At 70.1% G+C, this 24,372-nt stretch carries 25 protein-coding genes, 1 tRNA gene and 1 riboswitch; of the genes, 8 read left to right on the top strand and 18 right to left on the bottom strand.

Translation table 11 applies throughout. The features are described from left to right. Nucleotides 1–8: 8 nt before the first annotated feature. From purU to clpS, 6 genes are all read right to left on the bottom strand, one after another. A complete protein-coding gene (gene purU, locus ACIPV1_RS14500) occupies nucleotides 9–914 on the bottom strand; it encodes a formyltetrahydrofolate deformylase (protein WP_260096799.1) in 906 nt (301 codons plus the stop codon). A 39-nt stretch (nucleotides 915–953) separates the two neighbouring features. Continuing rightward, a complete protein-coding gene (locus ACIPV1_RS14495) occupies nucleotides 954–2,294 on the bottom strand; it encodes an MFS transporter (protein ID WP_123936889.1) in 1,341 nt (446 codons plus the stop codon). Nucleotides 2,295–2,394: 100 nt separating this feature from the next. After that, complete coding sequence (locus tag ACIPV1_RS14490; protein ID WP_123936888.1) at nucleotides 2,395–2,820, bottom strand: MarR family winged helix-turn-helix transcriptional regulator; 426 nt, start codon at nucleotides 2,818–2,820, stop codon at nucleotides 2,395–2,397. A gap of 76 nt (nucleotides 2,821–2,896) precedes the next feature. Beyond that, nucleotides 2,897–3,823, bottom strand: coding sequence for an N-acetyltransferase (locus ACIPV1_RS14485; RefSeq protein ID WP_123936887.1), 927 nt, complete (start codon nucleotides 3,821–3,823; stop codon nucleotides 2,897–2,899). After that, the gene (locus ACIPV1_RS14480; protein ID WP_123936886.1) at nucleotides 3,820–4,296 is read right to left on the bottom strand and encodes a DUF2017 family protein; all 477 of its coding nucleotides are present in this window, start codon (nucleotides 4,294–4,296) and stop codon (nucleotides 3,820–3,822) included. The genes ACIPV1_RS14485 and ACIPV1_RS14480 overlap by 4 nt, the downstream gene beginning before the upstream one ends. After that, on the bottom strand, nucleotides 4,293–4,598 hold the full coding sequence (clpS, locus tag ACIPV1_RS14475) for an ATP-dependent Clp protease adapter ClpS (RefSeq protein ID WP_185003162.1): 306 nt from the start codon (nucleotides 4,596–4,598) through the stop codon (nucleotides 4,293–4,295). Before clpS ends, ACIPV1_RS14480 begins: the two co-directional genes overlap by 4 nt. Nucleotides 4,599–4,635: 37 nt before the next feature. Further along, nucleotides 4,636–4,721, top strand: a riboswitch (ZMP/ZTP riboswitch). A gap of 53 nt (nucleotides 4,722–4,774) precedes the next feature. Between clpS and glyA the strand changes: the two genes are divergently transcribed. From glyA to ACIPV1_RS14460, 3 genes are all read left to right on the top strand, one after another. Beyond that, nucleotides 4,775–6,079 (top strand): serine hydroxymethyltransferase, encoded by a 1,305-nt coding sequence (gene glyA / locus ACIPV1_RS14470; RefSeq protein WP_333925078.1) that lies wholly within the window; start codon nucleotides 4,775–4,777, stop codon nucleotides 6,077–6,079. A gap of 17 nt (nucleotides 6,080–6,096) precedes the next feature. Next, on the top strand, nucleotides 6,097–7,008 hold the full coding sequence (locus ACIPV1_RS14465; protein WP_123937598.1) for a tetrahydrofolate dehydrogenase/cyclohydrolase catalytic domain-containing protein: 912 nt from the start codon (nucleotides 6,097–6,099) through the stop codon (nucleotides 7,006–7,008). A gap of 206 nt (nucleotides 7,009–7,214) precedes the next feature. Continuing rightward, on the top strand, nucleotides 7,215–7,718 hold the full coding sequence (locus ACIPV1_RS14460) for a hypothetical protein (RefSeq protein WP_123936885.1): 504 nt from the start codon (nucleotides 7,215–7,217) through the stop codon (nucleotides 7,716–7,718). A 105-nt stretch (nucleotides 7,719–7,823) separates the two neighbouring features. Here the strand turns inward: ACIPV1_RS14460 and galK are convergent, their stop codons facing one another. Together galK and galT are read right to left on the bottom strand one after the other, a co-directional pair. Further along, nucleotides 7,824–8,960, bottom strand: coding sequence for a galactokinase (gene galK, locus ACIPV1_RS14455; protein WP_123936884.1), 1,137 nt, complete (start codon nucleotides 8,958–8,960; stop codon nucleotides 7,824–7,826). Then, a complete protein-coding gene (galT, locus tag ACIPV1_RS14450) occupies nucleotides 8,957–10,054 on the bottom strand; it encodes a galactose-1-phosphate uridylyltransferase (protein WP_123340927.1) in 1,098 nt (365 codons plus the stop codon). Before galT ends, galK begins: the two co-directional genes overlap by 4 nt. A gap of 64 nt (nucleotides 10,055–10,118) precedes the next feature. On the opposite strand from galT, the gene ACIPV1_RS14445 reads away from it, so the two are divergent. After that, a complete protein-coding gene (locus tag ACIPV1_RS14445; RefSeq protein WP_173168871.1) occupies nucleotides 10,119–10,964 on the top strand; it encodes a DeoR/GlpR family DNA-binding transcription regulator in 846 nt (281 codons plus the stop codon). Then, nucleotides 10,961–11,893, top strand: a complete 933-nt coding sequence (locus ACIPV1_RS14440) for an aldose 1-epimerase family protein (RefSeq protein WP_123936883.1) — start codon at nucleotides 10,961–10,963, stop codon at nucleotides 11,891–11,893. Before ACIPV1_RS14445 ends, ACIPV1_RS14440 begins: the two co-directional genes overlap by 4 nt. A gap of 74 nt (nucleotides 11,894–11,967) precedes the next feature. Here the strand turns inward: ACIPV1_RS14440 and ACIPV1_RS14435 are convergent, their stop codons facing one another. From ACIPV1_RS14435 to ACIPV1_RS14420, 4 genes are all read right to left on the bottom strand, one after another. Further along, nucleotides 11,968–12,288 (bottom strand): hypothetical protein, encoded by a 321-nt coding sequence (locus tag ACIPV1_RS14435; RefSeq protein ID WP_111085292.1) that lies wholly within the window; start codon nucleotides 12,286–12,288, stop codon nucleotides 11,968–11,970. Between the two features lie 176 nt (nucleotides 12,289–12,464). Further along, entirely contained in the window at nucleotides 12,465–13,214 is a 750-nt protein-coding gene (locus ACIPV1_RS14430; RefSeq protein WP_165901129.1) for an SGNH/GDSL hydrolase family protein, read from the bottom strand. Nucleotides 13,215–13,266: 52 nt separating this feature from the next. Then, nucleotides 13,267–13,339 (bottom strand) — tRNA-Lys (locus tag ACIPV1_RS14425). 53 nt (nucleotides 13,340–13,392) lie between these two features. Beyond that, the gene (locus ACIPV1_RS14420; protein WP_146249745.1) at nucleotides 13,393–13,554 is read right to left on the bottom strand and encodes a DUF2207 domain-containing protein; all 162 of its coding nucleotides are present in this window, start codon (nucleotides 13,552–13,554) and stop codon (nucleotides 13,393–13,395) included. Between the two features lie 126 nt (nucleotides 13,555–13,680). Here ACIPV1_RS14420 and ACIPV1_RS14415 point away from each other — a divergent pair, with 126 nt between their 5' ends. From ACIPV1_RS14415 to ACIPV1_RS14405, 3 genes are all read left to right on the top strand, one after another. After that, nucleotides 13,681–14,310, top strand: a complete 630-nt coding sequence (locus tag ACIPV1_RS14415; protein WP_123936881.1) for a DNA-directed RNA polymerase subunit beta — start codon at nucleotides 13,681–13,683, stop codon at nucleotides 14,308–14,310. 648 nt (nucleotides 14,311–14,958) lie between these two features. Further along, nucleotides 14,959–15,558 (top strand): ECF RNA polymerase sigma factor SigK, encoded by a 600-nt coding sequence (gene sigK / locus ACIPV1_RS14410; RefSeq protein WP_123340923.1) that lies wholly within the window; start codon nucleotides 14,959–14,961, stop codon nucleotides 15,556–15,558. Beyond that, nucleotides 15,555–16,424: an anti-sigma factor domain-containing protein gene (locus ACIPV1_RS14405; protein ID WP_123936880.1), complete on the top strand. Its 870-nt coding sequence runs from the start codon at nucleotides 15,555–15,557 to the stop codon at nucleotides 16,422–16,424. Before sigK ends, ACIPV1_RS14405 begins: the two co-directional genes overlap by 4 nt. 279 nt (nucleotides 16,425–16,703) lie before the next feature. Here ACIPV1_RS14405 and pstB read toward each other — a convergent pair whose 3' ends face one another. The 6 genes from pstB to ACIPV1_RS14375 all read right to left on the bottom strand — a co-directional run bounded on the left by pstB (nucleotide 16,704) and on the right by ACIPV1_RS14375 (nucleotide 24,171). Next, a complete protein-coding gene (pstB, locus tag ACIPV1_RS14400; RefSeq protein ID WP_123293274.1) occupies nucleotides 16,704–17,483 on the bottom strand; it encodes a phosphate ABC transporter ATP-binding protein PstB in 780 nt (259 codons plus the stop codon). Between the two features lie 34 nt (nucleotides 17,484–17,517). Further along, complete coding sequence (gene pstA, locus ACIPV1_RS14395) at nucleotides 17,518–18,603, bottom strand: phosphate ABC transporter permease PstA (RefSeq protein WP_402726690.1); 1,086 nt, start codon at nucleotides 18,601–18,603, stop codon at nucleotides 17,518–17,520. 13 nt (nucleotides 18,604–18,616) lie between these two features. Continuing rightward, entirely contained in the window at nucleotides 18,617–19,567 is a 951-nt protein-coding gene (pstC, locus tag ACIPV1_RS14390; protein ID WP_123936878.1) for a phosphate ABC transporter permease subunit PstC, read from the bottom strand. 180 nt (nucleotides 19,568–19,747) lie between these two features. Further along, entirely contained in the window at nucleotides 19,748–20,851 is a 1,104-nt protein-coding gene (gene pstS, locus ACIPV1_RS14385) for a phosphate ABC transporter substrate-binding protein PstS (RefSeq protein ID WP_123936877.1), read from the bottom strand. A gap of 210 nt (nucleotides 20,852–21,061) precedes the next feature. Further along, a complete protein-coding gene (locus ACIPV1_RS14380; RefSeq protein ID WP_123293276.1) occupies nucleotides 21,062–22,009 on the bottom strand; it encodes an NUDIX domain-containing protein in 948 nt (315 codons plus the stop codon). Then, nucleotides 22,006–24,171, bottom strand: coding sequence for an RNA degradosome polyphosphate kinase (locus tag ACIPV1_RS14375; RefSeq protein WP_123293277.1), 2,166 nt, complete (start codon nucleotides 24,169–24,171; stop codon nucleotides 22,006–22,008). Before ACIPV1_RS14375 ends, ACIPV1_RS14380 begins: the two co-directional genes overlap by 4 nt. Nucleotides 24,172–24,372: the final 201 nt, after the last annotated feature.

The following is a 24,372-nucleotide window of genomic DNA, read 5'->3' as shown; positions in this document are numbered from 1 at the left end:
GGTGCTGCCTACTTGAAGATGATGGTGCGGGCGCCGTCGAGCAGGACGCGGTCCTCGGCGATCCAGCGCACTGCCTGGGTGAGGGTGCGGGACTCTTCGTCCTGGCCGATGGAGACCAGCTCGGCGGGGTCCTTCGTGTGGTCCACGCGCACGACGTTCTGCTCGATGATCGGGCCCTCGTCGAGGTCGCTCGTGACGAAGTGGGCCGTCGCACCGATGAGCTTCACGCCGCGGGCGTGCGCCTGGCGGTAGGGGTTCGCGCCCTTGAAGCCGGGCAAGAACGAGTGGTGGATGTTGACCGCACGGCCCTCGAGCGCCGCGCAGAGCTCCGGCGACAGGATCTGCATGTAGCGGGCGAGCACGACGAGTTCGATGTCGTGCTCCTCGACGGCTTCGAGCACACGGCGCTCCATGGCCGCCTTGCTGTCCGCGTCGGTGACCGGACGGTGCTCGAACGGCACGGAGTAGAACGACGCGAGCTCGGACAGGTCCGGGTGGTTGGACAGCACGAGGGGGACCTCGATCGGCAGCTGCCCACCGCGCTGGCGGTAGAGCAGGTCGTTGAGGCAGTGCCCGGCCTTCGACACGAGGACGAGGCTGCGCAGCGGGCGACCGACGACGTCGAGCTGGACGCGGGCGTCGTACCGGGCGGCGACGGGGGCGAGGGCCGCCTCGAAGGTCGCACGGTCCACCGGAGCCATGACCTGCAGGCGCATGAAGAACGTGTTCGTGTCGACGCTCGAGAACTGCTGCGACTCGGTGATGTTGCCGTTGGCGGCGACGACCGCTCCGGAGACGGCGTGCACGATCCCGGGCTGGTCGTCACAGACGAGCGTCAGGGTCCAGTGCGTGGGGGTCGGGTCGGTCACCGGATCAGGGTACCGGGCGCGGCGAGCGCGGTGCTTCGTGCGCAGAAATGGTCGAGTGCCGTCACGCGACCCGACCATTTCTGCTCACGAAGCGGGCGTGGCGGCGGCGGCCGTGCGGAGGCGGCGGTCGGCCAGGGTCAGGACCGTCAGGAGCACCGCGACCCCGAGGATCACCCACGCCAGCACGTGCAGGTCCGGTGTGGTCGGGGCCTGGCCGAACACACCACCGATGAGCGACGAGGCCCCGATCGCCCCGATGTACACCGCCGTCCGGGACAGCCCGGCCGCGGTGCCGATGTACGACGCGGGCACGAGCCGGTACAGCGCCGCCTGGTTCGACACCGACGCCAGGGCCTGCGGGACGCCGAACAGCGCCGGCGCCAGCGCGAGCAGCACGACCGGCGACCCGGTGTGCAGGAAGAGCAGGAGCGCCCCGCCGACGATCGGCACGACGGCCGCGACGATCAGGGGCCCGCGGACGGCGGTCTTCCGGGCGACGACGAACGACGCGATCCCGGCCACGATCGCGGCCGGCAGCTGGATGTACCCGGCGACGTCGCTCGAGTACCCGGCGACGTCCTGCACCCACTGCGAGAACCCGTAGGTCATCGTGTACGCGAGCAGGTACGTCAGGAACAGCCGCACGTAGGTGCGGGACAGCGCGCCGTTCCGAGCGAGCATCCGGACGTCCACGAACGGTCGGACCGCGCGCAGCTCCCACAACACCAGGGCGACGAGCAGCACGATCGCCACCGCGAGCAGCCACCACAGGCCGGCGGACAGGTCGAGCAGGAACACGAGCAGCGCGGAGACGGTGCCCGTCATGAGCAGCATGCCGAACGGGTCGAGCGCCTGCAGGACGGGCAGGGCCTCGTCGTCACGCGGACGGAGCCGGTCGGACGGCAGCCACATCGATGCCACGACGATGCCGAACGCCGCCAGGGGCACGTTCACCAGGAAGATCGCGTGCCAGCCGAACGCGGCGATCAGCGCGCCGCCGAGCGGAGGCCCGGCCGCCGCGGACACGAGCGAGGTGATGGACAGCGCTCCGAGCACGAGCGGCGGGGTCGGCTTCCCGATCCGCGCCGAGTGCTGTCGGAGGGTGGTGAGGGCCGCCGGGTACGCCGACGAGGTGCCGATGCCGATGAGCACGCGGGCGAAAACCGCGCCGCCGAAGCCGGTCAGGAACTCGGGCACGACCCCGGCGACGCCGACGATCACGAGCCCCGTCAGGAACACCTTCTTCGGGCCGAAGCGGTCGGCGAGCTTCCCCATCGTCGGCTGCGCGATCGCACTCGCCAGGTACAAGGCGGCGACGAGCCAGATCGCCTGCGCCGCACCGATCCCCAGGTCGCGGGAGATCGGTGTGAGCGCGACGGACACCATCGTGGTGTTGATCGGGTTGAGCAGCGGCCCGACGAGCACCGGGATGAGGAGCTTCGGACCGAAGCCACTGCCGGTGCTGCCCGGGGCGACGACGGGGGTGGGAGTGGTCGAGGTGGACGTGGGAGTGCTTCTTCCGGGGTCAGCGTTCGGTGAGCGGGGCGAGGATCGCGATCGCTCGGGCGACGGTGTCGCGGTCGGCGTCGGGCAGCGCGGCGAGCCGGTCGGTCAGGACGCGGGTGCGGGTGGTCCAGGCGTCCTCGCGGGCACGGGCGCCCTGGTCGGTCGCGCGGACGAGCGCACGGCGGCCGTCGGCGGGGTCAGGACGTCGTCCGACGAGGCCGAGGTCCTCGAGCGCCTGGACGGTCGCGCCCATCGACTGCGGCCGGACGCCCTCGGCGCGGGCGAGCTCGGCGACCGTGCTCTCGCCGTACCGCAGCAGGCGGCCGAGCGCGGCGGTCTGGGACGCCGTGACCTCGTCGGCCTTGCCGGTCAGCAGCGTGCGACGGATCCGACCGTAGAGCGTCAGCAGGTCGCCGGCGAGCGCGGTCGGATCGGGTGATTCCATACCGGCACGGTACTACTTCGACAGTGCAACTTGCAAGGTGGCCTTGCGAGTCCCGGGTCCGCCGCTCCGGATCGGCTCAGTGCTCGAACACGATGCGGCGCTTCGTCACCACGAAGCCGGCCCGTTCGAACGCCCGGCGCATCGGGGTGTTCGCCGCGTCCGTCGTGCCGACCACCTTCGGCTCCACGGCCTCGGCGTGCACGCGCAGCCCCTCGGCGAGCAGGCCGTCGACCACACCGCGCCCACGGTGCTGCGGCAGCACGCCGATGAAACTGATCGCCGCGTCGTACGCCGTCCGCGTCGCCAGGACGAACCCGACCACCAGGCCGTCGGCGTCGAGCGCGATCCGCCAGCCGTCGCGCGACCCCGGCAGCGAGCGGTAGAACTCGAGATCGTCGGCGGCGGCGCCCCGCGGGCCGAGTTCGTCCACCGACGCCACGGTGTGGGCGTCGAGGCTCCCCACCGCGACGCGGGCGAACAGGTCCACGAACTCGTCGTCGTCACCCGACCGGAAGCGCAGCGAGGACGGCATCGGCACTCCGTGGTCCGGCGTCCACGCCACACTCACCCGCTCCGTCGAACGTCCGAGCCCCGCCGACCGGGCGGCCGCCGTGCGCCACGACACCGCGGCGACGGCCTCGGGGTCGTCGTGCCAGTCCACCGCGACGTCGACGATCCACTCCGGTCGCGCCCCGAACGCAGCGGTCCCCGCCGTGATCAACCCGGCGGCGATCGCCACCTGCTCGTCCTCGGGCACGTCCGGAGCCACCAGCAGGTCGTCGAGGGTCGACGGCACCTCGGCGTCCGCGCCACCCCACCAGAGCGCCCGTGCCACCGGACGGCCGTCGCGCTCGGCCAGCCACGACCACCCCGGCCGGTAGTTGTCCGTGCCGGACTCGGCGCGGTACCGGTCCGGACCGATCCACGCGACCGGTTCCGACGTCGAGAACGCGAGCAGGGCCTCCCGGTCGTCCTCGGTGGTCGCGCGGAAGGTGACCGTCACCGCGGGTCGGTCATCGTCGTGATCAGGTGCTCCTGCACGTAGCCGAGCCAGTCGTAGACGTCGCGCAGGCCGACGCCCGCGTCGGCCTCGACCGAACGCTCCTCGTCGTCGGCGTCGACGATCCCGAGGCGGTCGGCGATCGTCAGCCGCAGGTCGGTCAGCGTGCGGAGCCAGGCCTGCTCGTCCTCCGGGTCGAGGGCGCCGTCGCGGGTCCCCGTCAGCCAGTCGTGCACGGTCGTCGCGTTCGAGGTCTTCTGCGCCAGCAGGTCGGACTGCGTGTACTTCCGGAACTCCGCGCTGGCGTCGTCGTCGTCCGGGTAGGCGTCCGGGAACATCCGTGTCGCCACCGGGTCCGCTGTCAGGTCGCCGTCGAGCACCTGGCGCAGCTGCTCGGTCAGGGACGTCAGCAGCCCGCGCTCGCCGGAGGACATGCCGAGGTGGACGCCGTCGGCCCGGCGGACGAAGGGGATCACGCTTCGGGGGCCTTGTCGACGGTCGCCTGCAGGCCGTAGCCGTGCATCGACTGGACGTGGGCCTCCATCGCCTCGCGCGGACCCGTCGCCACGATGGCCCGACCCTCCGTGTCCACCTGGTGCATGAGCCGCTCCGCCTGCGCGCGACCGAAGCCGAAGTGCCGCTGGAAGACGTACGTGACGTACGACATCAGGTTCACCGGGTCGTCCCACACGACGGTGACCCACGGGGTGTCCGCGCGCGCACTGGTGCGTTCGTCCGGGGTGGTCCGTTCGTCCACGTCGGGCGAGGTCAGCGTCATGCATCCAGGGTGACACAGGGCGGGCGGCTCGGTACGATCGTCACGTCGCGACTGGCGTTGGATGGGTCACCATCGGGGAGCGACACCTGACACGGTGCGCGGCCGTACGCCTGGGCTGCACCGACCGATCGTCCGTGCGCGACCCACCGGTCGTCGCCAACCCACGTAGGAGAACCGTGTCCATCACCGATCTGCCCGCCGTCGACGGCTCCGTCGACACCGACCGCGCAGCCTTCAACGCCCCGCTCACCGAGGTCGACCCCGAGATCGCCGCCGTCCTGCAGCAGGAGCTCGGCCGTCAGCGCGACACCCTCGAGATGATCGCGTCCGAGAACTTCGTGCCGCGCGCCGTGCTCGAGTCCCAGGGCTCCGTCCTCACCAACAAGTACGCCGAGGGCTACCCCGGCAAGCGCTACTACGGCGGCTGCGAGTACGTCGACGTCGCCGAGCAGCTCGCCATCGACCGTGCCAAGGCGCTCTTCGGTGCTGCCTACGCGAACGTCCAGCCGCACTCGGGCGCCACGGCCAACGCCGCGGTCCTGCACGCCATCGCCAGCGCCGGCGACACCATCCTCGGCCTCGAGCTCGCGCACGGCGGTCACCTGACCCACGGCATGAAGCTCAACTTCTCCGGCCGCATCTACAACGCCGTCGCGTACGGCGTCGACCCCGAGACGTTCGAGGTCGACTACGACGACATCCGCGCCAAGGCCATCGAGCACCAGCCGAAGGTCCTCATCGCCGGCTGGTCCGCCTACCCGCGCCAGCTCGACTTCGCGAAGTTCCGCGAGATCGCGGACGAGGTCGGCGCCAAGCTCTGGGTCGACATGGCGCACTTCGCCGGCCTCGTCGCCGCCGGTCTGCACCCGTCCCCGGTCCCGCACGCCCACGTCGTCTCGTCGACCGTGCACAAGACCCTCGGCGGCCCCCGCTCGGGCATCATCCTGTCCAACGACGAGACCCTGTTCAAGAAGCTGAACTCCGCGGTCTTCCCGGGCCAGCAGGGCGGCCCGCTCATGCACGTGATCGCCGCCAAGGCCACCGCGTTCCTGCTCGCCGGCACCCCCGAGTTCAAGGCCCGCCAGGAGCGCACCATCCGCGGTGCCCGCTTGCTCGCGGATCGGCTCACGCAGCCGGACGCCCGCGCGGCCGGCGTCGACGTCCTCACCGGTGGCACCGACGTCCACCTGGTGCTCGTCGACCTGCGCACCTCCGAGGTCGACGGCAAGCAGGCCGAAGACCTGCTGCACGAGGTCGGCATCACCGTGAACCGCAACTCCGTGCCGTTCGACCCGCGTCCGCCGATGGTCACCTCGGGTGTCCGCATCGGCACGTCGGCGCTCGCCACGCGTGGCTTCGGCGACGCCGAGTTCACCGAGGTCGCGGACATCATCGCGCTGACCCTCATGCCGAACCCGGACATCGCAGCGCTCTCGGCCCGGGTGAAGACCCTGACCGACGCGTTCCCCCTCTACGCGTGAGCGACGCCCTGACCCCCCTGCCCGTCGAGCGATGGGCGGGGGAGGGCTCGGCGGTCCGCATCGACGGCACCGCCCTCGCTGCCCGGACCCTCGACGAACTGCGGGTCCGCATCGATCGGTTGCACGAGCACGGCATCCGTCCGGGGCTCGGCACGATCCTGGTCGGGGAGAACCCGGGTTCCCTGTCCTACGTCGCGGGCAAGCACCGCGACTCGGCGCAGATCGGGCTCGACTCGCACCGCATCGACCTGCCGGCGACGGCATCCGCCGCAGACATCCGAGCCGCGATCCTGCAGATGAACGACGACCCCCGGGTCACTGCGTTCATCGTGCAGCTGCCGCTGCCGGAGGGCATCGACCCGACGCCGATGCTCGAGCTGATGGACCCGTCGAAGGACGCCGACGGCCTGCACCCGACGAACCTCGGTGAGCTCGTGCTCGCCCTGCCCGGTGGTGCCGGCACCATCGACGCGCCCCTGCCCTGCACCCCGCGGGGCATCGTCGCGATGCTCGAGGCGTACGACATCTCGATCCGGGGCGCGCACGTCACGATCATCGGGCAGGGCCTGACGGTCGGCCGGCCGCTCGGTCTGCTGCTCACCCGCCTCGAGGCCACCGCCACCCTGACCCACTCCCTGACGGCGGACGTCGCCGCGGAGTGCCGTCGCGCCGACATCGTCATCGCGGCGGCCGGGGTCGCCGGGCTCGTCAAGCCGGACTGGATCCAGCCCGGCGCGGCCGTGATCGACGTCGGCATCACCCGCGTGGTGAACGACGAGACCGGGAAGGCCAAGCTGCACGGCGACGTCGACCCCGCCGTCGCGTCCGTCGCTGGGTTCATGTCGCCGGTGCCCGGCGGCGTCGGCCCGATGACCCGCGCGATGCTCATGAAGAACGTGGTCGAGGCTGCGGAGCGCCACCTGAAGTAGCGCGCGCGGCGTTCGGTGCCGCTGGCGCGCGTCCGTTCGTGCCGCGGTCCGTGCCGCGAAAGCGACAGATTCCCGTGAACAGTTCGCGGGAATCTGTCGCTCTGGCGGGATGGTCGTGTCCACGGGCGGCCAGGAGGCACGGCTCGCCCCCGCCCCGCGCGTTCGGGGGACGGGTGCGGAGCCGGCCCCAGTGCTACGGTCGCCGCATGGGGGAGAACGTCCAGACCGCGCCCGTGATGGCGGCCACCGGCAGGAAGCTGCGTCCGCGTGCGTGGGGACTCGTACTCGTCGGGATCGTCGCACTGGTGCTGTCCCCGAACCTGGTGCTCTGGAGCACGTCGACGGGCTACGGCGGGGTCGACGCCGACGACAACTGGATCGACAACGGCGGCAAGGTCCTGGAGACCGCGCCCATCACGGTGCAGGTCGAAGCGCACGTCGCACCGGCCGCACTCGCACTGCTGCTGCTCGTGGTCGTCGTCGGGATCGTCCTGCCGCCGATGCTCGAACGGTACGGGCACCGCACTCTCGGCGACATCGTGCGGTACTCGGCGTACCTGGCGGTCCCGGTGTGCATCGTCGTCGGCGTGCTGGTCTACACGGTGTGGCAGGGCCACGTCGTGATGGACCAGCTCCAGCACGAGGTGCTGCACCCGCACGGGTTCCCGTGGGGCGGCGTCACCGTCACCACGGGACACATGACCCGCTGACGCACGGCCTCGCGCTGGATTGCGCCGAAGTTTTGCGGTCAGCGACACCTCACGGGCCGTGCGCCGCGTGACGTGTCGGTGAGCGCGAAACTCCGCCGGTCAGGTTCAGTCGCGGCGGGCGCCCTGCGCGGCGTGCACCGTGAAGACGTTCGGCTCGCGGTACCCGGTGGCTGCGAACGCGGCGGTGACGGCCTCGGTGATCGCACCACGCGATTCCTGGTCGACCAGCGCGATCGCCGCACCACCGAACCCACCACCGGTCATCCGCGCACCGACGGCGCCGTGCTCGACGGCGGTCGCGACGGCCAGGTCGAGCTCCGGCACGGAGATCTCGAAGTCGTCGCGCATCGACTCGTGCGACGCGACGAGCAGCGAGCCGATCGCCCGCGGGCCCTGTTCGCGCAGCGTCCGGACGGTGTCGAGGACTCGTTGGTCCTCGGTCACGACGTGGCGCACGCGGCGGAAGGTCTCGTCGTCGAGCAGCTCCTGCGCACGGGGCAGGTCATCGACGCTCAGGTCACGCAGGGCCTCGACACCGAGCACCTGCGCACCCTTCTCGCACGAGGCCCGACGAGCTGCGTACCCACCGGTGGCGTGGGCGTGCTCGACCCGGGTGTCGATGACCAGGACCTCGAGCCCGTTGGCCTCGAGCGCCAGGTCGACCACGGCGGTGTCGAGCGTGCGGCAGTCCAGGAACACGACGGCGTCCTGCTCGCCGAGCAGTGACGCGGACTGGTCCATGATGCCCGTCGGTGCGCCGACGGCGTGGTTCTCGGAGTACTGCCCCACGCGGGCGAGGGTCTTGCGGTCGAGCCCGAGCTCCCACAGGTCGTTGAAGGCGAGCGCGACGCCGCACTCGATCGCGGCGCTGGACGACAGGCCGGCCCCGACGGGGACGTCGGACTCGATGAAGACGTCGAACCCGGTCTTGTCCGACAGGTCCGCGCCGGCCTGCTCGCGGAGTGCCCAAGCGATGCCGAAGACGTACGCCGACCATCCGGTCATGTTCGACGGGTCGAGGTCGTCGAGCGACAGCTCGAGCACGGTGCCGGCGTCGAACGCGGACGAGACGCGCAGCAGACGGTCCGGCCGCGGGGCGATCGACGCGGTGGTGCGCCGGTCGATCGCGAACGGCAGGACGTACCCGTCGTTGTAGTCGGTGTGCTCGCCGATCAGGTTGACCCGGCCGGGGGCGGAGTACCGCACCGCCGGCTCGTACCCGTAGACCTGCTGGAACGTCATGCTCGCTCGATTCCCTGTCGGATGAACTCGGCTGCCTTCTCGGGCACGAGGTCCCCGATCCAGGCGCCCATGGCGGCTTCACTGCCGGCCAGGAACTTCAACTTGTCCGCCGCCCGACGCGGCGACGTGATCTGCAGCATGAGCCGCACGGTGTCCCGCCCGACGTGCACCGGCGCCTGGTGCCACGCGGCGATGTACGGGGTCGGGTCGCCGTAGAGTTCGTCGATACCCCGCGTCAAGCGCAGGTGCATGTGGGCCAGTTCGTCCTTCTCGGCCTCGGTCAGGCCGGCGAAGTCGGGGACGTGGCGGTGCGGCAGCATGTGGATCTCGATGGGCCAGCGTGCGGCGAACGGCACGAAGGCCGTGAAGTGCTCGCCCTGCAGGACGACCCGGTCCGAGGCCCGCTCGTTCGCCAGGTGCTGTTCGAACAGGTCCGGTCCGAAGCGCTCGATGGAGTCGAGCAGACGCTGCGTGCGGGGCGTGACGTACGGGTACGAGTAGATCTGCCCGTGCGGGTGGTGCAGCGTGACGCCGATCGCTTCGCCGCGGTTCTCGAACGGGAACACCTGCTGGATGCCGGGCATGGCGGAGAGCGCGGCGGTGCGGTCCGCCCAGGCCTCGACCACGGTGCGGGCACGCGACTCGGAGATCGACGCGAAGGACCCCTCGGTCGCGGGCGAGAAGCACACGACCTCGCACCGGCCGACGCTGCGGAGCTGCCGGTTCAGGCCGACGTCGGACAAGGACTGGAGCGAGGACGGAGCGTCATCGGCCTCGAGCAGCGGACCGAACGACGGTGACCGGTTCTCGAACACGGCGACGTCGTAGGTGCTCGGGATCTCGGACGGGTTCTGCGGTGTCTGCGGCGCGAGCGGGTCCTGGTCGGCCGGCGGCAGGAACGCACGGTTCTGCCGGCTCGCGGCGATGGAGACCCACTCGCCGGTCAGGACGTCCTGGCGCATCCGCGCGGTCTCGGGCCGAGGGTCGAGCGCACGCTCGTCGATGGCACGCTCAGCGGGCAGGGTGCTGTCCGCATCGTCGAAGTAGAACAGGTCGCGGCCGTCCGCGAGCTTCGTCACGCGCTTGGTGATCACCGGAACAGCCTAGCGCCGATCCGAAGCGTTGCGAAAGACTTCGGAAGCAAGCGAAACTAGAGCCGTGACCGACGACGACCTCTCCTTCCTGGCCGGATCGCTGCCCGCGCCGCTGCGGCAGGACCGCATCGTCTCCATCGTCGAGGGCGCGCCCGGCATGGTCCGGACCGCCGCGCTGGCCGCGTCGCTCGGCACGAGTGAGGTGACGGTCCGGCAGGACCTCGCGGTCCTCGACCAGGAGGCCCGGATCCGCCGGGTGCACGGCGGAGCGGTCCGCCTCGGGGCCGGGTCCACCGAGCGCCCCTTCGAGGAGACCGCCGTCGAGCACCAGGTGGCCAAGGCCGCCATCGGCCGCGCGGCCGCAGCGCTCGTGCGGTCCGGCGAGTGCGTCGTGCTCGACGTCGGCACCACCCCGGCAGCGGTCGCCGAGGCGCTCGTCGCCCGCACGGAGCTGTCCGACCTCACCGTCGTCACGAACTCGCTGACGACCGCGCTGGCCCTCGAGCGCGCCGTGCCGCGGTTCACGGTGATCGTCACGGGCGGCACCCTCCGACCGCTCCAACACTCGCTCGTCGCACCGTTCAACAACACCCTGTTGCCGGTGATCGCCGCTGACGTCGTGTTCCTCGGTGGCACCGGTGTCGACGTCGCGCACGGTCTGACCAACGTCAACCTGCCCGAGACCGAGGCGAAGCGGGTGCTCGCGGCCACGGCTCGGCGTACCGTCGTCGTCGCGGACGGGTCGAAGTTCGGCCGGGCCCACATCGGGGTCGTCCGCGCGCTCGAGGACATCGACGTCGTCGTCACCGCCGAGGCCGAAGCCGACGCGGTCGCCACGATCCGGGCGGCCGGCGTCGAGGTCGTCGTCGCGGACGGCGAGGACACAGCCGGAAGGAACCACACCCCATGACCGCAGCACCCACCGGTGGCCAGTACCGCCTGCACCACGCCGGACCGGACGGCGTCGTCGAGGCCGTCGTGACCGAGGTCGCCGCCGGCATCCGAGAACTCCGCGTCGCCGGCTTCGACCTGACCGAGCCGTTCCCCGTCACCGAGCAGCCGCCCGGCGCCAACGGCATCGTGCTCGTACCGTGGCCGAACCGCGTCGCCGGCGGGGTCTGGGAACTCGACGGCAAGCGGCAGCAGCTGGACGTCTCGGAGCCGAAGTACGGCAACGCGTCGCACGGCCTGCTCCGCTTCGCGCCGTACCGTGTGGTGTCGCAGACCGAGACGGGCATCGTGCAGGAAGCCACGATCCACCCGCAACACGGCTGGCCGTTCACCCTCGAGACCCGCGTGCACCACGAGCTCGTCGACGACGGCATCCGGGTGACGCACGAGATCACGAACCGTTCCGGGGCCCGCGCACCCTTCGCCGTGGGGGCGCACCCGTACCTGCGCGCCGGCGACACCCCGGCCGACGACCTCGTCGTCACGCTCGACGCCGCCACCGCCTTCACCGTCGACGAGCAGAAGGTGCCGAACGGGTCCGTGTCGGTGGAGGGCACTTCGTTCGACCTGCGACGGGGACTGCGCGCCGGTGACGCGGATCTCGACACCGCGTACTCCGACATCACCCCGGATGCCGACGGGGTCCGTCACACGACGCTGCACGGCCCCGAGGGCGACGGCGTGCAGCTCTGGCAGGACGCGTCGTTCCCGTACGTGCAGGTGTTCACCTCTCGGGAGTACCCCCGCGGCGACGGGAAGGGTCTGGCCGTGGCGGTCGAGCCGATGACCGCTCCGGCCAACGCCCTGAACTCCGGCGAGGGCCTGCGGTGGCTCGAGCCCGACGAGACCTGGACGGGCACCTGGGGCATCCGCCGCGTCTGGTCCTGATCGCCTTCGTGCACTGAGAAGGCCCCGCCGGATGTCCGGCGGGGCCTGCTGCGTTCGTCGCGGGGAGCTGCTGGTCAGCCGCGGCGCATGCGGAGTGCCTCGACCGCGAGTGATTCGCTGGCGTAGCGCCCGACCTCGTGCGCCCAGGCCGGGTCGTCCCCGCGCAGGGCGATGAAGTCCTTGCGCTGTCGGCACACGTAGCCGAGCACCGCGGTGGCCGTCGCGACCTCGATGAAGTCCTTGCGGATGTGCCGGGTCGTGACCTGCGCGTTGCGACGGAGCGTGTCGAGCAGGAGCTCGTTGCTCATCGTCGTGTTGGTCGCTGCGGCGAGCTCGACGATGCGGCGCGCGTCCCCGGTGCTGCTGGTCTGCGTGGCTTCGATGGGCTCGATCACGGTGTACCCCGTTCGTTCGTGGTGGTGCGGTGCTGCAGGATCCGATGATCGGATCCGGGAACGACACTATCGGCGGCAACCCAACACTCGGCTGTGCGCGGGCTGATGTGTGCAGGGGATCTGCCATGAGCCAGCTGGGGACGACTTGTACCCCGAACCCGAACCCGAACCCGAGATCAGGCGCAGCGTTCGTCGTCGGAGGCAGCGAGCGCGTCGAGGGAGTCCGAGACCCGGTCCGCCAGGTACTGGTAGCCGGCGTCGTTGAGGTGTCCGCCGTCGATCGCCGCGTAGCCCGGGCTGTTCGCCGCGGTGAACCACTGCCCGGCGAGCGCGTCGATGTACGGCACGCCCGCTGCTGCCGCCCCCGCGGAGACCGAGGCGGCGACCCCGACGGTCGACTTCGCCCACGGCAGCGGCGCCGACGGTCCGAGCGCGACGATGACGGCGTCCGGCCAGGTCTGCTCGGCGTCGCGGAGGGTCTTCTCGACGCGGGCCTGCAGGACCGACGCGTCGACGAGCCAGTCGTTCTGGCTGCCCTGCACGATGACGAGTTCGGGATCGACGGTCGCGGCGTGCCGTTCGAGGCGGGGGCCGAACGTGTAGTGCGAGGACCCGGTGCGGCCGGTGTCGACGTAGCCCGTCCCCGGGTAGCCGTCGATCGTGGCCTTCCAGTCCCGGTCGGCCGCGAGGTCCTGCGCCCACCCGTCGATGCCGCTGGTCGAGCCGCGGCCGGAGGTGTACGAGTCGCCGACGATCAACACGTGCGAGCCGGGGGCGATCGCGTCGGAGACCTCGGCGGACGAGACGCTCGACGACGTCGTGACGGGCTGGCAGGCACTCGACACGGTCGGGAGGATGACGAGCAGCCCGCTCACGCCGAGAGCCATAGCTCCGAGCGCGATGCCGGGGAGGAGTCGTCGTGCCATCCGCCACATCTTAGACAACGCAGTCCGGACGGCCGCCGAAGGGAGGGGTGTGTGGGCCCCGTGGGGCTCGAACCCACGACCCTCGGATTAAAAGTCCGGTGCTCTACCAACTGAGCTAGAGGCCCTCACCCGCAAGGCTAGCGGGTGAGGGCCTCTGGGAAGAACCTGGTGTCGATGGTCAGCCGCGACGCCCGGTGAGCGTCCGCAGCAGCCACAGGACGACGGCCACGATGAGCAGCACGATGCCGACCCACAGCAGGAACTTGAGGCTCGCGGTGAAGCCACCGACGAACAGCAGGATGACCGCGATGACGGCCAGGATGATGAGCAACGGGTTCATGGGGGAGTCCTCTCCTTCACGTTCGGGAGGAGCGCCTCCCGACGAGACACCGTACCCGCGGCGCTGCCGTTGCGTTCTGGGCGAACGGAGGGCGGGCGTGTCACCGGCCGTGCCTACACTGACGCGGTGCCTCGCGATCACCACCGTCCTGTCCACTTCACCGATGCCGAGTTCGCCGCGATCCAGGGCGGCGAGGACCCCGCCGTCGTGAACCGTGTCGCGCACGAGACCGCGAACGCGCTGCTGCACCGGGTGCGTCAGGACCCGGACCCCGCTGTGGTGGAGCGGCTCGTGACCTATACCGACGTGCACGGCATCGACGCGATCGCCGAACTCTGGGCGCGGGTGGGTGCGCACACCCTGCCGGGTGCCCTGTGGCGGGTGTACCTCGTCCGCACGGTGATCCGGCAGAACCCGGAGGAGATCGCGTACTTCTTCCAGCGCGGCACCGAGCGCATCGGCACGATCGACCAGGCCGTCGCGGGGGCGGAGCAGCCGACCGGTCCTGCCGAGATCCTCACCCTGGCGGACCGCATCCTGCACGGGCTGTACACGGGCGACTTCGCCGTGGCGCTCGACCGTGGGGCGGCGTTCTGCCGGCTGACCGCGGCCGGTGCGACTGCGGTGGCGGACGAGTCCGACCTGACCTCGACCGGCCGCGCGAGCGAGCTGACGCGGCGGGCGCTCCGTCTCACGGAGCTGGCGGCCGACCTGACCGAGGCGGCGGCGCTCTGGCGTCGCGAGAGCCTGGACTAGCGAGCGAACGCGCCGGACCCGCACCGGGCCTCCCGGCTGGCTGCGCATGGTGAGCAGAAGATGTCGGGTCGCATCGATGCAAGCGACCATTTCTGCTCACGAAGCGAGACGGGACGAAGCAAGACGAGACGGAACGCCGCAGGGCAGAGAAAGACCGGGCCGCAGAAGCGCCTCTCGGCGCGAGGCCGCTCGAAGCGGCGAATTTTGGAGCCCGGGGCTTGCTGCGGCCCGGCGAGACCAACTCTACGACGCGTCGGCTGAGTCCGCTGCCCTGTTCACTCTCGGTGGACAGATCCGGACCCGGGCGTGCCCGGCAGACTGCCCGGACGCGGCGTCCCGACAACTTCTCGGCATCCGATCCAATCCACCACGGGCACCGCGCCGAATCATCAGCGTGACGGACTTGATGACCGTCACGAACGCGAGAGGCCCGGCGTGACCCGGACCGGTATCCGCCGGTCAATTCCCTGTGGGTCACGCTGGCCTCTCGTCTCGACCGCACGACGCGGCGGCTTCGTCCTACCCGGGGCGCGACCGCAGCACAGCACCACCGCAGCACAGCACCACCAGCACCACCGCATCACGCAGCACCCCTGACAGAACGGCCACAACCGGTCGCCGAAGCACCCGAGAGGAGGGAAACCTGCAATGCTTGCCCTCGTGGATAGCGACACCGAACGCTGGAGCTCGTCAGAGCCAGCCCAGGCATCGCCGGACGACCTCTTGGCGCGGGTTGCCTCCGGTGACCAAGCCGCCTTCGCGGACCTCTACGACGCCCTCTCCGGCCGGGTCCTCGGACTCGTGACGCGGCTCCTCCGGGACCGCGCCCAGTCCGAAGAGGTCACGCAAGAGGTCTTCCTCGAAGTCTGGCAACAGGCCACCCGGTTCGACCGGAAGCGCGGGACGGCCTCCAGCTGGGTCCTGACCATGGCGCACCGCCGAGCGGTGGACCGGGTCCGGGCGTCGCAGGCCTCGCACGACCGGGACACGAAGATCGGTATCCGCGACCTCGAGTCCGGGTTCGACCAGGTCTCCGAGTCGGTCGAGATCCGCATCGAACACGAACGTGTCGGCAGGGCCCTGGCCAAGCTGACCGAGTTCCAGCGGCAGGCCGTGCAGCTCGCGTACTACGGAGGCTTCTCGCACAGCGAGATGGCCGAACAACTCGGTGTCCCCATCGGCACCGTCAAGACCCGTCTCCGTGACGGGATGATCCGACTCCGAGACGAGATGGGGGTGACCTCATGACCGAACGACACGACGACCCCGCCCTGCTGACGGGTTCCTACGCACTCGACGCGCTGTCCGACGATGAGCGCATGCTCCTCGAGGACGTCCTCACGACGTCGCCCGAACTCCAGGCCGAGGCCGACTCGCTGCGCGAGACCGCGCTGCAGCTGGCCTTCGCCGCCGCCCCGATCGAGCCGCCGACATCGCTCCGCGCGTCGCTGCTGGCCCAGATCGCGACGACCCCGCAGGCTGCACCACTCACCGAGACGGCTCCTGCCGTCGACACGACCTCCGTCCAGGAGGCCCGTCCCGAGCCCGCCAGGCACGTCGCCTCGATCGCTGACGGCTCCACCACCGGTGGCCGGGCGACCTCCGAGGCTCGCCGCCGCTGGTTCCAGCGTCCGGCAGTGATGCTGACGGCCGCCGCTGCCGTCGCCGCGGTCTTCTTCGGGGGACTCGGGTTCGGATCGGTCTTCGACCCGAACGGCTCCGGACCGGGGACCGGCACCACGCAGGCCTCGAGTGGTCTCGACCGCATCTACGCCGCGTCGGACTTCCAGCGCAGCACCACCAAGGTCGAGGGCGGCGGCACGGCCACGGTCGTGTGGTCGAGCGACCTCGGCAAGTCCGCGGTGATCCTCGACGGTGTCGCCCAGGCGCCGAAGGGCAAGACGTACGAGCTCTGGTACATCGGCTCCCAGAACGAGGGCGGCACGATCAAGTCGGCCGGCCTGGTCGACGGTGTCGCGGACGGCGTGCACTCGGCCGTGCTCAAGGGCTCGATGTCCGACGGTGCGACGATCGGCATGACGGTCGAGCCGGCCGGTGGTTCGGAGCAGCCGACCACGACGCCGATCATGGCGGTCCCGACCACCTCGGCCTGACCCTCCCCGGAAGGTGCTCACGCGATCGATGCGTGGGCACCTTTCGTCGTTCCACGAGGCGATCGACGCGTGCATCGTCGGAATATGCGCACGCACCGTCTGCGTGCGCATCGAGCGACGAACCACGAGACGATCGACGCGTGGATCGTCGGAACATGCGCACGCACGCACCCCGCACGGCCCCCGCACCCAGCGCAACCACGAAGGCCCGGTGCGCGTCCGTGGCGGACGTGCATCGGGCCTCCACGGTCGTCCGTCAGGCCGACGGACGGACGGCGATCAACCGAAGCGACCCGAGACGTAGTCCTCGGTGGCCTGGACGGACGGGTTCGAGAACATCGTGGCGGTGTCGTCGAACTCGATGAGCTTGCCCGGCGCACCGGTGCCGGCGATGTTGAAGAACGCCGTCTTGTCGCTGACGCGCGACGCCTGCTGCATGTTGTGCGTGACGATGACGATCGTGAACTCCTTCTTGAGCTCGCCGATCAGGTCCTCGATGGCCAGGGTGGAGATCGGGTCGAGCGCCGAGCAGGGCTCGTCCATCAGCAGCACGTCGGGCTGCACCGCGATGGCGCGGGCGATGCAGAGACGCTGCTGCTGCCCACCGGACAGGCCCATGCCGGGCTTGTCGAGGCGGTCCTTGACCTCGTTCCACAGGTTCGCACCCTGCAGGGAGCGCTCGACGATGTCGTCGGCCTCGGACTTCGAGACGCGCTTGTTGTTGAGCTTCACGCCCGCGAGCACGTTGTCCTTGATGGACATCGTCGGGAACGGGTTCGGACGCTGGAAGACCATGCCGACCTGGCGACGCACGAGCACCGGGTCGACCCCGGGGCCGTACAGGTCGTCGCCGTCGATCTTGACCGAGCCCTCGACCCATGCGCCGGGGATGACCTCGTGCATGCGGTTCAGGGTGCGGAGGAAGGTGGACTTGCCGCAGCCGGACGGGCCGATGAAGGCGGTGACGGTGCGGGGCTCGATGGTGATGTCGACACCCTCGACCGCCTTGAACTTCGAGTAGTAGACGTTGAGGCCGTCGACCTCGATGCGCTTGGACACGTTGATCCTTCTGGTGGGTGGGGAAGTGGGTTCGCTAGCGCGAGAGCTTGGGGGCGAAGAGTCGGGTGACGAACCGGGCGAGCAGGTTGAGCGCCATCACGATGAGGATGAGCACCAGCGCGGCGGTCCAGGCACGGTCGACGAACGGCTGCGGGTTGGCGCCCTGCTGCGAGTACTGCGTGTACGCGTACACCGGCAGGGTCATCATCGGGTCCTTGAACAGGTCGTAGTTCATGCTCGCGGTGAACCCGGCGGTGACGAGCAGCGGAGCCGTCTCGCCGATGACGCGGGCGATGGAGAGCATGACGCCGGTGGTGATGCCGGCGAGCGACGTGGGGAGGACGACCTTGAGGATCGTGAGGTACTTCGGCACCCCGAGGGCGTAGGACGCTTCGCGGAGCTCCATCGGCACGATCTTCAGCACCTCTTCGGTGGAGCGCACGACGATCGGGATCATCAGCACCGACAGGGCGACCGAGCCGACCAGGCCGAAGCGGGCACCAGGGCCGAGGAACAGCGCGAACAGCGAGTAGGCGAACAGCCCGGCGACGATCGAGGGGATGCCCGTCATGACGTCGACGAAGAACGTGATGCCCTTCGCCAGTGCGCCGCGGCCGTACTCGACCAGGTAGATCGAGGTGAGCAGCCCGATCGGCACCGAGATGAGCGCCGCGAACAGGGTGATCTCGAGCGTGCCGACGAACGCGTGGATCGCGCCGCCGCCCTCGGAGATCACGCCGCGCATCGAGTACGAGAAGAAGTTCGCGTCGAAGCGGGCCAGGCCGTCGGCGATCACGGTCCAGAGCAGCGACACCAGCGGCAGGACCGCGATGACGAAGGCGGTGATGACGAGCGACGTGACCAGTCGGTTGACGGCCTGACGACCGCCCTCGACGATGCGCGAGACGACCACGATCAGGACGTCGAACAGGACGGTGCCGAGGAACAGGGCGGCGACGACGTTGAAGTCCTTGACCGAGCCGCCGGCGTTGAGCAGGGCGAACACGGCCACCAGGGCGACCCAGCTGCCGACCAGCAGCAGCCACGGCACCGAGCGGTGCAGCTTGCCGTTGGCGTAGACGTTGCCGGCGGTGCCGGTCTGACGGAGCGCGAGGGACATCGGGTGCGACCTCTCAGCTGACCCGCGTGCGGACGATGTACCGCGCGAGCATGTTGATGACCAGGGTGATGACGAACAGGATCAGGCCCGTCGCGATCAGGGCGTTCAGGGCGGTCCCCGATGCCTCGGCGAACTGCAGCGCGATGTTCGCGGCGATCGTCGAGGGGTTCTGCGAGGTCAGCATCTGGAAGGTGACGTTCGTCGAGACCGACAGCACCAGGGCGATCGCCATCGTCTCGCCCAGGGCACGTCCGAGCCCGAGCATGATCGCGGAGACGATGCCGGACTTCGCGAACGGCAGCACGGACAGGCGGATCATCTCCCAGCGCGTCGCACCGAGGGCCAGGGCGGCCTCCTCGTTGAGCGTGGGCGCCTGCAGGAAGATCTCGCGCATGACGGCCGTCATGATCGGGATCGCCATCACGGCGAGGACGATCGATGCGGTCAGGATGGTGCGGCCGGTGCCGGACACCTGGCCGGAGAAGAGCGGGAACCAGCCGAGGTACTCGTTCAGGAAGCCGTAGAACGGCTTCACGAACGGCGCCAGCACCACGATGCCCCAGAGGCCGTAGACGACCGACGGGACCGCGGCGAGCAGGTCGATGACGTAGCCGAGCACCGGCGCGAGGCGTCGCGGTGCGTAGTGCGAGATGAACAGGGCGATCCCGAGGGCGAGCGGGACCGAGATCACGAGCGCGATGAGCGCGGACCAGACGGTGCCGAACACCAGGGGACCGACGTAGTCCCAGAAGTTCGTGGCGTTGTTCGGCAGGTCGCCGACCTTGGCGGCGAACGCCGGGATGCTCTGCCAGACGAGGAACGCCGCGACGAGCACGAGCACGAAGAGGATGAGGCCGCCGGCGATCACCGAAGCGGCGGAGAACACCCGGTCACCGACGCGGACGACGGCCTTCGGCTTGGTCGGGGTGACGGTGGCCCCTGGCTGGGCCGGTGCGGTCGTCATGGGACTCCTGTCGGAGGAACGCCGGGGGAGGCGACGGGTTCGGGTGGTGGAGCGTGGAGCGTGGAACGGGGTGCTGGTCGGACGGGCGCTGGCGGTGGAGCCGGGCTGCTCGCGTCGCGACGAGCAAGGGCCCGGACGCCGGTCAGGTGGGTGGGACCGGCGTCCGGGCGCTTGGGGGTCTTACTTGATCGAGTCGACCGCGGCAGCGGCCTTCTCGGCCAGGTCGGAAGACAGGGCGGCCGACTTGGCCTCCTTCGCCGCGGCGTCCTGGGCGTCGCCGGTGACGACGTAGTTCAGGAAGCCCTTGACCAGGTCGGCCTTGTCCGAGTCCTTGTACTCCTGGCACGCGATGGCGTAGGAGACGAGGACGAGCGGCCAGGCGCCGTCAGCGGTGTCCTTGCGGTCGATGTCGATCGCGAGGTCGTTGTCCTCGCGGCCGGTGGCGACCTTCGAGTCGGCGACGACCTGCGCGGCGCCGTCGGCCGAGATCTCGGTGGCCTTGTCGCCGACCATCAGCTTCGCCTTGTCGAGGTCACCCGCGCCGGAGTCGTCGATGTAGGTGATCGCGTTGGAGGCGCTGCCCATGGCGGAGGCGACACCGGAGGTGCCCTTCGCGCTGTCACCGACCGAGTACGGGAAGGTCTGGCTCGGCTCTTCGGTCCAGACGTCGCCGGCGTTCGCGGAGACGTACTCCGAGAAGTTCTGCGTGGTGCCCGAGTCGTCGGAGCGGTGCACGACCGTGATGTTCGCGTCCGGCAGGTCGACGCCGTCGTTCAGGTCGGCGATCTGCGAGTCGTTCCACTTGGTGATCTTGCCCGAGAAGATGCCCGCGATGGTCTTCGCGTCGAGGGTCAGGTCGCTGACGCCGTCGACCTTGTAGGCGATCGCGATCGGGGAGATGTAGACCGGGATGTCGATGGCCTTGGTGTCGGCCTTGCACAGGTCGAAGGAGCCCGAGAGCTCCTCGTCGTTCAGTGCTGCGTCGGAGCCGGCGAAGTCCGCGGCGCCCGAGATGAAGTTCTTGCGGCCGGCGCCCGAGCCGTCGGGCGAGTAGTTCACCGTGACGCCCTTGGCGACGTCCTGGAAACCGGCGGCCCAGGTGGCCTGCGCGGTCTGCTGGGCGGACGAGCCGGAGCCGGTCAGGGTGCCGGTGAGGCTCGAGGAGCCGGTGTTGCTCGAGGAGGACTCGGTGCTGCCCGCGTCCTCGTTCGCCGCGCACGAGGAGAGCACGACTGCGCCGGCGATCGCGATTGCTGCGATCGAACCGATTCGCTTGATGTTCACAGGGGTCCCTTCGGGGATGGGGTGCAGTGGGACCACTGCGGTCCCTGGGCCGGTGCCGACCCGGGAGCGACTGTAGGGACGCGAGGTGACGGGGATCACGCGCGTTGGTAAACGGAAGGTGAACGAGGGGTTGTGCCGACCGGGAGGCGCGGATCGCGTTCCGGGCGCGGCGGACGCCCGGTCCGTGGCCGGGTGCAGGGCGTGCGGTCGCTACGCCGGGATCGTGTTGCGGTGCGTCTCGACGGCGACGAGGGTCTCGCCGGCGATGTGCATCACCGAGAAGTCGCCGACCGAGAGCATCGCGGCGCGGCGGAGGTCGAACCGGCCGGAGTCGTCGGCGGTCGCGGTGGCGATCCGGGCGATGATGTCCGGCAGCACCGGCCCGTGCGAGCACAGCACCGCGGTCTTGCCCTTGTCGAGCCGGCGGCGGACGATGCCCTTGACGTCGGCGGCGCCGCGGTCGTGGGCGTCCTGGCTGATGTCGGGGGTGCTCGAGACGCCGAGCTTCGTGGTGGCGGACAGCGGTTCGACGGTGGCGAGGCACCGGGCCGCCGTGCTGCTCACGATCTTCTTCGGGCCGAACGCGGCGACGGGCGACGCGGCGGCCTTGGCCTGGGAACGACCGACGGGCAGGAGTGGACGGGTGGCGTCCGGGCCGTTCCAGTCGGAGCCGGGCACGGTCTTCGCGTGTCGCAGCGCGATCAGGGCGAACGTGCGGTGGTGGCCCGCGGCGGCGCGCTCGGCGAACCGGTCGAGGATCGCCACGTCGCGCTCGTACGTCAGACGGTTGCGGGCGTCGTCGATCGTGACCCACTCGAGAGCGGCGACCTCGTGGTTCGGGGTGAAGTCACCCGCGCGGGCGTACTCCTTCGACGAGACGCGGGCGGCCCAGTAGTGCACGACCTTGTCGCGGCCGTTCGGCAGCACGTACTCCGCAGTGCCGAGCGGGGCGCCGAGGTGCACGCGGTACCCGGTCTCCTCGTCGATCTCGCGCACGGCGGTCGTCGGGACGGCCTCGCCCGGGTCGACCTTGCCCTTGGGTAGGGAGACGTCCTTGTGGTGGTCGCGGTGGATGAGCAGCACGAGGGGCGTGCCGTCCTGTTCGCGCCAGACGACTGCGCCGGCGGCGAGGACGGGGCCCGAGGGACCGCCGCTCACCGAGTGGAGCGCTTCCGAGCCGAGATCTTCCGCATCGTCACATTCTGCACGTCTTCGAGCGGGCGACCGTCATCGTCGGTCGAGTGCCGCGTCCACTCACCGTCGGACTCGAGGTGCCACGAGCTCGCGGTGTCGGCCATCGCCAGGTCGAACATCGCGAGCACCTCGTCGATGTGGTCCGGAGCCGTCAGCCGGACGAGGGCCTCGACGCGGCGGTCGAGGTTGCGGTGCATCATGTCGGCGCTGCCGATGAACACCGCCGGGTCGCCGTCGTTGTGGAACGCGAACGCACGGGAGTGCTCGAGGTACCGCCCGACGATGCTCCGCACCCGGATGGTGTCGCTCACGCCCTCCATCCCCGGCTTGAGGGAGCAGATGCCGCGCACCCAGACGTCCACCGGCACGCCGGCCTGGCTGGCCAGGTACAGGGCGTCGATGATCTGCTCGTCGACCATCGAGTTGACCTTGATCCGGATGCCGGACGGCTTGCCGGCACGCGCGTTGTCGGACTCGGTCTGGATCCGCTTGAGCAGCCCCTTGCGCAGGTGCAACGGCGCGACCAGCAGCCGCTTGAACTTCTTCTCGATCGCGTAGCCGGACAGCTCGTTGAACAGGCGCGTCAGGTCCTTGCCCACGGTGTCGTCGGCGGTGAACAGGCCCATGTCCTCGTAGATGCGCGAGGTCTTCGGGTTGTAGTTGCCCGTGCCGATGTGGCTGTAGTGCTTGAGCGTGCCGCCCTCTTGCCGGATGACGAGCACGAGCTTCGAGTGCGTCTTCAGCCCGACCAGGCCGTAGACGACGTGCACGCCGGCCTTCTCGAGCTTGCGGGCCCACGTGATGTTGTTCTGCTCGTCGAAGCGCGCCTTGATCTCGACGAGCGCCAGGACCTGCTTGCCCGCGGCGGCCGCGTCGATCAGGGCCTCGACGATGGGGCTGTCACCCGAGGTGCGGTACAGCGTCTGCTTGATCGCGAGCACGTGCGGGTCGGCCGCGGCCTGCTCGAGGAACGCCTGCACGCTCGTCGCGAAGGACTCGTACGGGTGGTGCACGAGGACGTCGTTCGCCTTGATCGCACGGAACAGGTCGGGCTTCGTGTTCGGCTCACCGGGCTGGAACTGCACCGGGGTCGTCGGCACGTGCTTCGGGTAGTGCAGGTCCGGGCGGTTGATCTTCGAGAGCTCGAACAGGCCACCGAGGTCGAGCGGCGACGGCAGTCGGAAGACCTCCTGCTCGGTGATGTCGAGTTCGCGCACGAGCAGGTCGAGGGTCACCGGGTCCATGTCCTCGGTGATCTCGAGACGGATCGGCGGACCGAACCGGCGACGCAGCAGCTCGCGCTCGAGGGCCTGGATGAGGTTCTCGGCCTCGTCCTCCTCGATCTCGACGTCCTCGTTGCGGGTGACCCGGAACACGTGGTGCTCGAGCACCTCCATCCCCGGGAACAGGTCGTCGAGGTGGTTCGCGATGAGGTCTTCGAGGGGGATGAAGCGCATCCGGCCGGAGTTGTCGTCCGGCAGCTTGATGAAGCGGGAGAAGTTCTGCGGCACCTTGAGGCGCGCGAACTCCTGGCGCTGCGACTTCGGGTTGCGGACCCGGACGGCCAGGTTGAGCGAGAGCCCGGAGATGTAGGGGAACGGGTGCGCCGGGTCGACCGCCAGGGGCATGAGCACCGGGAAGATCTGCTCGTTGAAGTACTCGCGCATCCGGAGCCGGTCGGCCTCGTCCAGGTCGGACCAGTGCTCGACGTGGATGCCGGCGGCGTCGAGGTCGGGCTTGAGCGACCCGATGAACGCCTGGGCGTGCCGGTCCTGCAGCTCGTGCGCCTTCTTCGCGATGTCGCGCAGGACGTCGCTCGGGGCGCGGCCGACGTTCGTCGGCACGGCGATGCCGGTGTCGATGCGGCGCTTCAGGCCCGCGACCCGGACCATGAAGAACTCGTCGAGGTTGGACGCGAAGATCGCCAGGAAGTTCGCCCGCTCGAGCAGGGGCTGCGTGCGGTCCTCGCCCAGCTCGAGCACGCGCTGGTTGAAGCGGAGCCAGCTCAGCTCGCGGTCGAAGTAGCGGTCCGACGGCAGCGACTCGTGCTCGATCTCGACGACCTCGTCGAAGTCGTCGAGGTCGGGTGCGACGGATTCGCCGTCGAGCTGCGGTTCGGTGTCCATGTCAACATCCTGCCACCCGGGCACCACGGCCGGAGGGGCTCCGGTGGACGCTGTGGAAACCCGCGGTGAACGGACTGTTTGTGGAGGAACGATCACGATATACGAACGGTGACATCTGCGCCGGATTGTGGGTATGGTGGGTCCCGTCAGAGCCTCCGGGGGGATTCCACTGCGCGGGGGTGCAGCTACGAATGAAAGAGG

The organism is Curtobacterium sp. NPDC089991 (genome assembly GCF_044748425.1).
Classification (GTDB): domain Bacteria; phylum Actinomycetota; class Actinomycetes; order Actinomycetales; family Microbacteriaceae; genus Curtobacterium.
This window is presented reverse-complemented; position numbering and strand designations above follow the sequence as displayed.